Raw genomic sequence first — 10,693 nt, 5'->3', positions numbered from 1 at the left:
ACCTTAAACAGCTGCGCGCGCCGGGGCGCGGGCCCCGGGGCCGGCCCCCCCCGCCCCCCCCCACCCGCTCGAAGATATCGATCAGTACGGCCATCCTAGGCATGATCGCCGATGCTGTTGGGCGGGGCGCAAAACCGATATGTGAAACGAGAATGCGCGAGCCGTCCCCTAGTACCGGATGCCCGACAGCGAGGCCGACATGCTCGCCAGCCAGCACTGGAGTGTCGGCGGATACTGCATGGTGCAGATGGGGGCGAACCCGGGCGCCTGGACAGCAGCCGGTGCCGATTGCGGTTCGAGCGGGATGGCCGAGGCGGTGGCCGCGCCGGCGAGCGGAGCCGTCAGCAGGGCCGATACGAGGAGGCCGGCCCGGAGTGCACGACGCATGATTACTTCCTTCCCGATCGGGCGGTACCGATCAGTGGGGAAGGTAGTAGGTGCGAGGCGCCCGCGTACAGCCCCCAGTTGCCCTGCCCGTGGTTTCGCGGGCGGCGCCACGATCCACCGGGCCGGAATATGTGCCGCCGGCGTGTCGGGGTGCGGGGGTATTTTCTGTTCATGACCAGGTACGCGGCCCTGCTACGCGGCATCATGCCCAGCAATCCGAACATGAGCAACGAGAAGTTGCGTGGCGTATTCACCGGCCTCGGATTCGAATCGGTCGCGTCGGTGCTGGCCAGCGGCAATATCGTCTTCGCGACCGAGGAAACCGCGGGCGCCGAACTGGAGGACCGTATCCAGGAGGCGTTGAATGCCGAACTCGGAATTCCGGGCGGCACCATCATCCGCGATCACACCGAACTGCGCGCCCTGCTGGACCGTGACCCGTTCGCCGGGTACACCCATGGCCGCGAGACCTATCTGACGGTCACCTTCTTCAAGGATCCGGAGCATCCCCGCGCCGGATTACCACCGGAAGGGACGGACCCCTCGACGACGAAGATCCTCGGGTACGACGAACAGTCCCGGGCGTTCCTGTCGATCATCGACAATTCCTCCCCGAAAACGCCGAACTTCATGGCCTGGCTGGAACGCAGCTACGGCAAGGACATCACCACCCGTACCTGGCTCACGGTGCAGCGCGTGGTGAAGAAAATGGAATCGCTGAAGTAGGCCCTCACGGCCACCCTGCCGCAGGGCCGATCGGTGTCGTGGCGGCCGGGGCACGAGAGCACCCCGCCACTCCGCTCACTCGGTCAGCCGAGTGGCGCTCAGGCAGGGTGACCGGGCCCGCCCGAGCCGGCCGGCTCATGCGTCCTGCGTGACCCCGTTCTTCTTCCGTTCGATATCGGCGAGCGCGGCTTCCCGGGCGGCGCGTTCGGCGGCGCCGGCTTCCCAGGTCGACTTCCGGTTCTTCACCACCCGGGCCGGCGCGCCCACCGCGATGCTGTAATCGGGGATCTCACCCTTCACCACCGCGTGCGCACCCAGGACGCACCCCCGCCCGACCCGGGTCTCCCGCAGTACGGTGACCTTGGCCGCGATCCAGGTATCCGGTCCGATCCGCACCGGGCTCTTCACGATGCCCTGGTCCTTGATCGGCATGGTGATGTCGTCCATCCGGTGGTCGAAGTCGGTGATATAGCACCAGTCCGCGACCAGTGTGGATTCCCCGATCTCGATATCGAGGTAGGTGTTGACCACGTTGTCCTTACCGAAAACCACTTTGTCGCCGATGCGCAGCGACCCTTCGTGGCAGCGGATGGCGTTACCGTCGCCGATATGGACCCAGCGCCCGATCTCCAGCCGGCCCAGCCCGGGGGTGGCGTGGATTTCGACGCGTTTGCCCAGGAACACCATGCCGCGCAGGATGACGTGCGGGTTGGCCAGCCGGAATTTCAGCAACCGGTAGTAGCGCACCAGGTACCACGGCGTGTAGGCGCGGTTGGCCAGCACCCAGCGCAGCGAATCGCGGGTGAGGAAACGGGCTTGTCGCGGGTCCCGGCGCCGGGAGCCCTGCCAGCGTGTGCGCAACGGTGCGCCCCACATGCTCGTCACGACGTCTCTCCTGTTTCTCTGGGTATTCCCCCGTGGCCACTACCGCTGGACAGCCTACTTTCGTGCTCTCCGGCCCCGGCCTATACCCTTCCGTTAATCTCACACATTGCCCGGGGAGACAGGACAGCGGAGGAGACCAGCAGGTGCGTATCGGCGGCGGCGTGCGGACCGTGTCCTGGCTCGCGGTGGTGGTCGCGGCGGTGGGGGTGCTCACCGCCTGCGGAACCGATGTGGACGACATCACGGTCGGCCGGGGGCTCGGCTGGCCCGCGGCCGGGCACGAGGCCCGCAACAGTGGTAATACCCAGGTCACCGGTTCCCGGGACCTGAGCCTGCGGTGGTCGCGCCCGGTCGGCGGGCCGATCGTCCAGCCGGTGACGGTGGGTTCGGAGGGGCAGATCTTCGTCACCACCCGCACCGATGCGAACTGCGAGATCTTCTCCTATCAGATGCGCACGGGCCGGAAACGGTTCTGCAATCCGCTGGGCCCGCATTCGATCTATTCGCCCACGCTGCTCGACGGCGCCACCAACGTGTATGTGGGGCTGGACAGTGCGGTGGAATCGGATAACCAGCTGGGTCAGCCGCGCTGGCGGACTCCGGTGGCCGGGGTGCCGATCGGGATGCAGTTCACCGGCGACGGTCATCTGCTGGTGATCACGCAGTCGGGTCAGGTGGATGTGCTGGACCGGCAGACCGGCAAACGCATGGTCCCCACGCAGCAGTTGCTGCCGCGGCCCGATTTCCTGCAGAACCCCAGCCTGGACTGGCCCGCCCCGGGGGAGGGTCTCGAAGACTGCCGCACCGGCGGCCCGGACTGCGCGGTCGCCACCATCGCCGCGATGGAGGTCGACACCGGCCGCATCTACGCGACCGTGCGCAAACCCGGCGAACCCGATGCCGCCCTGGTGGCCCTGCGCTACGCCGACGGCAAGGTCCGGCAGGAGTGGAGCAGCCCGATCCTGGCCGGTGGCAGCGCGACCGATCCCGCCCTCTCCGCCGACGGTGCCACGCTCTACGTCGGAGACAACAGCAAACGCCTGCTGGCCGTCGATACCGCCACCGGTAAACCGAAATGGGAAGCCCACCTGGACTGGGAGCCGCGCCGCGGTATCTCGGTATCCGACGACGGGCTGATCATCCCGGCCGGTGACGACGGCTACCTGATGGCGCTGCGCGATACCGGTTCCAGCTACGAAAGGGTCTGGGCGCGTAAGGATCTCGCCCTGCGCGGTGCCCCGGTGCAGACAGCCGGCGGGACCGGCTACGTCACCGCCGCCATCGGCGAGGGCCTGAACCTGATCACCTTCGACACCGCCACCGGCAACACCCTCGACTCCGACGTCCTGCCCGGCGCCCAGGGCACCACCACCGGCACCGCGGTCGGCGCCAAGGGCGAGGTCGTAGTCGCCACCCGGATCGGCGAGATCTTCACCTTCCGCGAGAAAGCCTGATCCGGAGACTCACCGCCGGTGTGTGTCTCGGGGCTCATACTCGGCGCGTCGCCGCTGCGGGCCGGCAGCCGATCCGTCATGCGCTGGGCCGTCGCCCGCTCGCCGACCCCGGTATCGGGGTGCTCGATAAGAGCACGCAGGCGCATGATCAGTACGCTGTCGGCGGCGTCCGGCCGGCGGCCCGGACCCCCGCGCGGTGGAACCGCCCGCTCCGGAGTGCCGGTTCCGGGAGACACTGTGGGTCGGCGTTACCTTCCACGCTACGGTCGCGCCGGCGGTCGGCTCCGGCATCGAATTCCACTGAGGTACCGATATCGGCTCCGACCTGCGGTAGAGCGTCGGCGATCGCAGCCGGGAGCAGGAGACCGGCAGTGGCCGGCACGGGGCGACCGCGGCGCGGCCCGACGTTGTCACGGGCAGGCATGCGCGCAGGTGCGCACAACGTTCTCGGGCGTGCATGTGGAGTATCAGCTCCGCCGAATCGGGACTGTGCCCGGCGGCCGGGGCGGGCCGGGTTCAGCTCACAGCGGCTGGCCGGGGTCCCGTTCGGGGAGTGGGCGGCGGTCGATCTCGGGGCGGCCGAGCGGGGTACGGACCCGGCGTTTGGCGCCCGTGTAGACCCCGGCGGTTTCCGCGGCCACCACATCCCAGGCGAAATCTTCGGTGAGCCGGTCGCGGGCGGCGCGGGCGCGCTGCTGCGCGGCCGCCGGATCGTCGAGCACCGCGACGACCGCGTCCACCAGGCCGTTGACGTCCGCGGGTTCGAACGAGGCGCCGGTGACCCCGTCGATCACGGCCTCACCCAGGCCGCCCGCCGTCGAGGTGACCAGCGGAGTCCCGGCCGCGGCCGCTTCCAGGGCGACGATTCCGAACGGCTCGTAGCGGCTGGGCAGCACGATGGCATCGGCCCCGTGCAGCCAGCCCAGCAGTTCGGCGTGATCCAGTTGCCCCGCGAAATGCACCGCGCGCGCCACCCGGTGTGTGCGGGCCCGTTCGCGTAACCATTCGAACTGGGTCCCGACGCCGGCGATGGTGAGTGTGGTGCCGGGATGGGCGCGCCGGATCCGGGGCAGCGCGGCGATCGCGTCCTGGATCCCCTTCTCGTATTCGAGCCGTCCCACATACAGCAGCCGCGGCGGCCCGCTGCGCGGTGGGCGTTCCCGGAATGCCCAGGCGCCCACATCGATCCCGTTGCGGATCACATGCACCGGCACCCGGTCGGGCCGGTAGAGCCGTTCCACCTCGTCCTGCATGGACGCCGAACAGGTGATGAGCGCGTCCGATTCGTTGGCCAGCCACCATTCGACCGAATGCACCTGCCGGTTCACCCGGCCCGCGACCCAGCCGCTGTGCCGGCCGGCCTCGGTGGCGTGGATGGTCGAGACGAGCGGGACGTCGTAGTACTCGGCCAGCGCGATCGCCGGATGCGCCACCAGCCAGTCGTGCGCGTGCACGACATCGGGGGTCCAGCCCTCGCCGATGCCGGGTTTGTCCAGTGCGACCCCCGCACGCACCATGGCATGCCCCATGGCCAGGGTCCAGGCGAGCATATCCTCGCCGAAATCGAAAACCGGCGGATCCTCGGCGACCGCCACCACCAGCACACCCTCGGCGACGAACGAATGTGTGGGATGGGTGGCGGGGCTGGTGCCGGTGGGCCGCCGCGCGAGCACCACCACTTCGTGCCCGGCCGCCGCCAGCGAGGTCGCGAGGTGGTGGACATGCCTGCCCAGGCCCCCGACGACCACCGGTGGGTACTCCCACGACACCATCAAGATCTTCATCGCGGTCCTTCTGCTGGGGTGACGCGTAGCCTACGCGCGTCCAGGGCTCCGAACACGCCGTCGGCGACAGCCCATCCCGCCGCCAGTTCCCGCGCCCGGGCGAACTGGCCCGCCCCGACGGCGCCCGCGATTTCCCGGACGGCATGCGCGTGCTGATGGGCGCGATCGCGCGCATAACCGGCGGCGGAATCCTTGCTGACCATGAACGCCCAATCGCTGGACACCGTGAGGATGGCCTCGCGCAGCAGCTGATCGGCGACAGGATCGCGGCCGGTGGGCGCCGCGGCGCGCATCTTCGCGGTGGTATCGAGGGCGAGCCGGACGATATCGTCGTTCAGTTCCACCAGGTCGCGTACCTGATCGCCGGCCCAGACCCGCCAGTCCTTACCCGAGCCCCACGACGAATCGGCGAGCGGCACCGGCTCCCCGGTGAACCCGCGCTCCCGGGCGTCGGCGAGAGTGCCGACCGTGATCCCGGCTTCCGGCAGCGCGCGCAGCACCTGTGCCAGCCATTGCGGGCCCTCGTGCCACCAGTGCCCGTACAGCTCGGTATCGAAGGCCGCGACCACCAGCGCCGGCCGCCCGATCCGCTCGGATTCGCCGATGAGCCGTTCGCGCACGGTCGCCACGAAATCGGCCACATCCCGTTCGACCTGCGCCGCGGCCAATTCGGGGTCGTACGGCGCCTTGTCCGGGCCGGCGACGGTCTTCCCGGTGACCCGCGCCGGTTTCAGTCCGGTGGCGTGGTCGTAGTGATGGAAGTCCCGGTACGCGCCGTTACCTGGGTAGCCCGATTTCGGTGACCACACCCGGTAGCTCACCGTGAGATCGCGTCCGAAGGCGACCACGGGGGAGTCGTGAACCGGGCGGCCGAGCGAGGTATCCCCGCGCAGTGCGGGCCCGTCGACCATGAAATGCGTCACACCGGCGGCGGCGTATCCGTCCTCCATCCCGGGCGTGAACCCGCATTCGGGTGCCCAGATCCCGGACGGCGTATGCCCCCAGCGCAGCCGCGCGTCGGTGAGACCCTCACGCAGCTGGAAGTCGCGCAGCCGCTCGTCGAGCAGCGGCTGGAACGGGTGCGCCAGCGGTCCGCCGAGCAGTTCGATGACCTGCGCGTCGAGCAGTTCCCGCCAGACCGGCGCCGCCCCGTGCCGCCAGTTCTGCTCGAATTCGGCCAGGGCCGCGGCGGCGAGACGATGTTCGTGACGGCCCAGCGTGCGGTTACCGGCCATCGCGGCCTCGTCGGCGCGCAACTGCCAATTGCCCAGCCAGTGATGCATACCGGCCAGCGAGTGCGGATCGTCGAGTTGCGCTGCGAGAACAGGGGTTATCCCGAGCGTCAGCAGATGCGAGCGGCCTTCCGCGGCGAGGGTGCGCAACACCTCGACGACCGGCAGGTACGACGCCGCCCACGATTGGTAGAGCCATTCCTCGCCGACCGGCCAGCGGCCGTGATGGGCCAGCCAGGGCAGGTGCGAGTGCAGGACCAGCGTGAACTGTCCCGGTACGGCGTTGTGGGAGTTGTTGCCGCTCACGGCTTTACCGCTCGCGCCACCAGGTCGAGGCTGGCGTCGATATCGTCGGGGGTCAGCGCGAAATCGTCCACGGCGATACCCGCGACATCGGCGGTGAGTTCGGCCGGCCAGGGTTCCCCGGCCAGCGCCCGTTCGATCTGTGCGTCGATGAAAGAGCCGCCGTGCTTTTCGTCCAGCGCGCGCAGGCGCGGGCCGTGGTGCACGCCGGTCATCAGCTCGACCCGGAAACCGGCCTCCGCGAGCAGTTCGGTGAGTTCGGCGGCGTTCAGTTCGCGGGTGTGGAAGGGGTTGAGCGGGGTGTCGCGGCCGGGGGAGAAGGTGATCCGGTTGGGGGTGCTGATGAGCAGTTCGCCGCCCGGCCGCAGCACGCGCAGGCATTCCCGCAGGAACTGCACCTGGTCCCAAAGATGTTCGATCACTTGGAAATTCACCACGGTGTCCACCGCGTCGGTGGGTAGTGGGAGCGCGGCGAGATTGCCGCGGATCATCCGGACCCGGGGGTATCGCGCGCGCACATGCGCCGCCGCGCCGCGGTCGTAATCCAGTCCGATCACCGCGGTGGCGACGTCGGCGATCATATTCGCGCCGTAGCCTTCCCCGGACCCCGCTTCGAGTACCACTTTCCGCGCGCAGCGCGACAGCAGCCGGTCGTAGACGATCTCGTGCCGCCGGAACCAGTAGTTCTCCTCCGCGATACCCGGCACCGTCCGCTCACCGGTCAACGGCAGCGGCTCCAGTACGTCGGGGGTAGCCGGTGCGGCGGGAATCACAGCCTCACTCATTGCGACGAGGTTACTGGTACTGCCCGGTACACGGGTCCGCAGGGAGGCCCTCCGAACCCTTGCGCCGTTAAGTTACCCACGAGTAACTTAACGTAGGGTAATGTCTCGGCCTGAGCTACTCACATGGACGTACGGCCGCTGGAGATCGTGCGACCGCCAATACAGGTAACCAGAACAGGAGGTCGACGAAGACCGATGCCGAATATCGTCGTACTCATCAAGCAGGTGCCCGATACCTGGTCCGAGCGCAAGCTGACCGACGGTGACTTCACCCTCGACCGTGAAGCCGCCGACGCGGTGCTCGACGAGATCAACGAGCGCGCTGTCGAAGAAGCCCTCCTGATCAAGGAGGCGCAGGGCGGAGAGGTCACCGTGCTGGCGGCCGGACCCGATCGCGCGACCGAGGCCATCCGCAAGGCGCTGTCCATGGGCGCCGACAAGGCCATCCACATCAACGACCCGGCCATCCACGGCTCCGATACCGTCCAGACCGCGTGGGTCCTGGCCGGTGCGCTGGGCCAGGTCGAGGGCGTCGAACTGGTGATCGCGGGTAACGAGGCCACCGACGGCCGCTCCGGTGCCGTCCCGGCGATCATCGCCGAGTACCTGGGCATTCCGCAGCTCACGCATCTGCGCAAGCTCACCGTCGACGGCGACACCATCACCGGCGAGCGGGAGACCGACGAAGGCGTGTTCAAACTGGAGGCGACGCTGCCGGCCATCGTCAGCGTCACCGAGAAGATCAACGAACCGCGCTTCCCCTCCTTCAAGGGCATCATGGCCGCCAAGAAGAAGGAAGTGCAGACCTTCACCCTGGAAGACCTGGGCATCGACCCGTCGACCGTGGGCGTGGAGAACGCGGGCAGCAAGGTCACCGCCTCCACCCCGAAGCCGCCGCGCACCGCGGGCGAGAAGATCACCGACGAGGGCGACGGCGGCACCAAGATCGCCCAGTACCTGGTCGGCCAGAAGATCATCTGAGTCCCCGCACCCGCAGCAACTTCTAGGAGAAGAGACAAATGGCAGAAGTACTTGTGCTCGTCGAGCACGCCGACGGTGCGGTCAAGAAGGTGACCACCGAACTGCTGAGCGCCGCCGCCACCCTCGGTGAGCCGTCGGCCGTCGTGCTCGGCGCCCCCGGCACCGCCGACAAACTGTCCGACGCGCTGGCCGCGGCCGGCGCCGCCAAGATCTACATCGCCGAATCCGACGATGTGGAGAACTACCTCGTCACCCCCAAGGTCGACGTCCTGGCCGGTCTGGTCGAATCCGCCGCCCCGGCGGCCGTCCTGGTCGCCGCGAGCGCCGAGGGTAAAGAGGTCTCCGGCCGGCTGGCCGCCCGCATCGGCTCCGGCCTGCTGGTGGATGTCATCGGCGTCAACGCCGACGGCTCGGCCGTCCACAGCATCTTCGGTGGCGCCTTCACCGTCGATGCCAAGGCCACCGGCGATGTCCCGGTGATCTCCGTGCGTCCCGGTTCGATCGAGGCCACCGCCTCGGCCGGTGCCGGCGAGAAGGTCACCGTCGAGGTGCCCGCGCAGGAAGAGGGCGTCGTCAAGGTCACCAGCCGTGAGCCGGTGGTCGCCGGTGACCGGCCGGAACTCACCGAGGCGAATATCGTCGTCTCCGGTGGCCGCGGTGTCGGTTCGGCCGACAACTTCTCCGTGGTCGAGGCCTTGGCCGATTCGCTCGGCGCGGCCGTCGGTGCCTCGCGCGCCGCGGTCGACTCCGGCTACTACCCGGGTCAGTTCCAGGTGGGTCAGACCGGTAAGACGGTCTCCCCGCAGCTCTACGTCGCCCTCGGTATCTCGGGCGCCATCCAGCACCGGGCCGGTATGCAGACCTCGAAGACCATCGTCGCGGTCAACAAGGACGAAGAGGCGCCGATCTTCGAGATCGCCGATTACGGCATCGTCGGCGACCTGTTCAACGTCGCCCCGCAGCTGACCGAAGAGGTCAAGAAGCACAAGGGCTGAGCCGGGCGCGGACACCGTCCGCCGAAGGTCCTGACTGTGCCCCGGCCGGGTTCCCCGCCGGGGCACAGTCGTGTGCCGAGCGACGGTGCGTCGCTGACCCAGAGCGAGGTGGCCGAGCGTGCGAGGCTGCGTCAGCCGGATGTCTCGCGTCTCGAATCCGGCGGCGCAACCCCGACGATCGGCATGCTGGAGCGGTTGGCGTACGCCCTGGAACTGCGCTTCGTCGCCCGGTTCGAGAAGCTGGACGCGGCCTGAGTTCAGGCGTTGCGGGCCGCGTTCTCACTGGTCGGGAGTGCGGGTGCGGATTTCGGGCGGTACCAGGATGCTGTGTGCGGGTGTGAACCCGGCAGCATGGCAGTGCGCTGCGCGTGCCGGACGAGGAGAGGAGTGCGATGCCGAGAATCGCCGAAGTGCGCGACGCGGCGGCACCGAGTTCCCTCGAGCAGCGGGCCAGGGTCGGGCGGATACTCGCCGCCGCCGCCGAACTCGCGAGCGTGCACGAGCTCGAGCGGGTGCAGATGGGTGAGGTGGCGAAATCGGCGGGGGTCGCGGTCGCCACGCTGTACCGCTATTTCCCGTCGAAAACACATCTGTTCGTGGCGGTGATGCTCGACCAGATCGACCGGATGCGGGAGAAGTTCGCGCGCACGCCACGTCCGGGGTCCGATCCGAAAGACGCGGTACACGAGGCGTTGGTGCAGGTGGTCCGGGTCCTGCTGCGCCGGCCACTGCTGTCGGCGGCGATGATCCAGTCGAACAGTACGGCAAGGGTTTCCGCCGTACCGGATACGGCGCGGGTCGACCGGGATTTCCGGCAGTTGCTCTGCACCGCTGCCGGTATCGAACGGCTGACCGAGCAGGACGCCGCGCGCCTGCGGTTGCTGATCCATGCCGTGTTCGGCATCATCCAGTCCTGCCTGAACGGCCGTATAGCGATCGCCGACGCCGAGTCCGACCTCCGCGATCTGTGCGATCTGCTGCTCGTGGACTGGCCGGAATCCGTACCCGCGCCGGATTGACCGGCGTCCGGATCGCTGTCCGGCGCCGGGCAGCGGCCCGCCCCCCGAAGCGGGCCGCCCCCCGGGCCGGGCGGCGGGGGGCGGCCCCCGGTCCCCCCGATGACGGTGTCGGGGGGGGGGGGGGGTTGGTATGGGCGACGGA

At 68.9% G+C, this 10,693-nt stretch carries 11 protein-coding genes; 6 read left to right on the top strand and 5 right to left on the bottom strand.

All coding sequences use genetic code 11. The annotated features are described in order from the left end of the window. Window positions 1–168 precede the first annotated feature (168 nt). Window positions 169–387 (bottom strand): hypothetical protein, encoded by a 219-nt coding sequence (locus tag QH276_RS34450; protein WP_280397900.1) that lies wholly within the window; start codon window positions 385–387, stop codon window positions 169–171. 171 nt (window positions 388–558) lie between these two features. Between QH276_RS34450 and QH276_RS34445 the strand changes: the two genes are divergently transcribed. Beyond that, window positions 559–1,113: a DUF1697 domain-containing protein gene (locus tag QH276_RS34445; protein ID WP_280397901.1), complete on the top strand. Its 555-nt coding sequence runs from the start codon at window positions 559–561 to the stop codon at window positions 1,111–1,113. Between the two features lie 135 nt (window positions 1,114–1,248). Here QH276_RS34445 and QH276_RS34440 read toward each other — a convergent pair whose 3' ends face one another. Further along, complete coding sequence (locus QH276_RS34440; RefSeq protein ID WP_280397902.1) at window positions 1,249–1,998, bottom strand: acyltransferase; 750 nt, start codon at window positions 1,996–1,998, stop codon at window positions 1,249–1,251. A 143-nt stretch (window positions 1,999–2,141) separates the two neighbouring features. Here QH276_RS34440 and QH276_RS34435 point away from each other — a divergent pair, with 143 nt between their 5' ends. Next, window positions 2,142–3,452 (top strand): PQQ-binding-like beta-propeller repeat protein, encoded by a 1,311-nt coding sequence (locus QH276_RS34435; protein WP_280397903.1) that lies wholly within the window; start codon window positions 2,142–2,144, stop codon window positions 3,450–3,452. Window positions 3,453–3,973: 521 nt separating this feature from the next. On the opposite strand, the gene QH276_RS34430 is transcribed toward QH276_RS34435, so the two are convergent. Genes QH276_RS34430 through QH276_RS34420 form a run of 3 tightly spaced genes read right to left on the bottom strand, consistent with a single transcriptional unit; the run spans window position 3,974 to window position 7,556 of the window. Continuing rightward, window positions 3,974–5,236, bottom strand: coding sequence for a glycosyltransferase family 4 protein (locus QH276_RS34430; RefSeq protein WP_280397904.1), 1,263 nt, complete (start codon window positions 5,234–5,236; stop codon window positions 3,974–3,976). After that, a complete protein-coding gene (locus QH276_RS34425) occupies window positions 5,233–6,774 on the bottom strand; it encodes a glycoside hydrolase family 57 protein (RefSeq protein ID WP_280397905.1) in 1,542 nt (513 codons plus the stop codon). Before QH276_RS34425 ends, QH276_RS34430 begins: the two co-directional genes overlap by 4 nt. After that, window positions 6,771–7,556, bottom strand: a complete 786-nt coding sequence (locus QH276_RS34420; protein ID WP_280397906.1) for a class I SAM-dependent methyltransferase — start codon at window positions 7,554–7,556, stop codon at window positions 6,771–6,773. The genes QH276_RS34425 and QH276_RS34420 overlap by 4 nt, the downstream gene beginning before the upstream one ends. Window positions 7,557–7,751: 195 nt before the next feature. Between QH276_RS34420 and QH276_RS34415 the strand changes: the two genes are divergently transcribed. The 4 genes from QH276_RS34415 to QH276_RS34400 all read left to right on the top strand — a co-directional run bounded on the left by QH276_RS34415 (window position 7,752) and on the right by QH276_RS34400 (window position 10,551). Further along, a complete protein-coding gene (locus QH276_RS34415; RefSeq protein ID WP_280397907.1) occupies window positions 7,752–8,537 on the top strand; it encodes an electron transfer flavoprotein subunit beta/FixA family protein in 786 nt (261 codons plus the stop codon). Between the two features lie 38 nt (window positions 8,538–8,575). After that, window positions 8,576–9,532 (top strand): electron transfer flavoprotein subunit alpha/FixB family protein, encoded by a 957-nt coding sequence (locus tag QH276_RS34410; RefSeq protein ID WP_280397908.1) that lies wholly within the window; start codon window positions 8,576–8,578, stop codon window positions 9,530–9,532. Between the two features lie 72 nt (window positions 9,533–9,604). Continuing rightward, entirely contained in the window at window positions 9,605–9,787 is a 183-nt protein-coding gene (locus tag QH276_RS34405; protein ID WP_280396495.1) for a helix-turn-helix domain-containing protein, read from the top strand. Between the two features lie 137 nt (window positions 9,788–9,924). Next, the gene (locus QH276_RS34400; RefSeq protein WP_280396496.1) at window positions 9,925–10,551 is read left to right on the top strand and encodes a TetR family transcriptional regulator; all 627 of its coding nucleotides are present in this window, start codon (window positions 9,925–9,927) and stop codon (window positions 10,549–10,551) included. Window positions 10,552–10,693 lie beyond the last annotated feature (142 nt).

It is taken from the genome of Nocardia carnea (genome assembly GCF_029869215.1).
Taxonomy (GTDB): domain Bacteria; phylum Actinomycetota; class Actinomycetes; order Mycobacteriales; family Mycobacteriaceae; genus Nocardia; species Nocardia carnea_B.
Note: the sequence above shows the minus strand (reverse complement) of the source record. Positions and strands in the feature narration are given on the sequence as shown.

Coding starts and splice junctions, on each gene's coding strand:
- QH276_RS34450 (WP_280397900.1), bottom strand. CDS start 387: ATGCGTCGTGCACTCCGGGCCGGCCTCCTCGTATCGGCCCTGCTGACG.
- QH276_RS34445 (WP_280397901.1), top strand. CDS start 559: ATGACCAGGTACGCGGCCCTGCTACGCGGCATCATGCCCAGCAATCCG.
- QH276_RS34430 (WP_280397904.1), bottom strand. CDS start 5,236: ATGAAGATCTTGATGGTGTCGTGGGAGTACCCACCGGTGGTCGTCGGG.
- QH276_RS34420 (WP_280397906.1), bottom strand. CDS start 7,556: ATGAGTGAGGCTGTGATTCCCGCCGCACCGGCTACCCCCGACGTACTG.
- QH276_RS34415 (WP_280397907.1), top strand. CDS start 7,752: ATGCCGAATATCGTCGTACTCATCAAGCAGGTGCCCGATACCTGGTCC.
- QH276_RS34410 (WP_280397908.1), top strand. CDS start 8,576: ATGGCAGAAGTACTTGTGCTCGTCGAGCACGCCGACGGTGCGGTCAAG.
- QH276_RS34400 (WP_280396496.1), top strand. CDS start 9,925: ATGCCGAGAATCGCCGAAGTGCGCGACGCGGCGGCACCGAGTTCCCTC.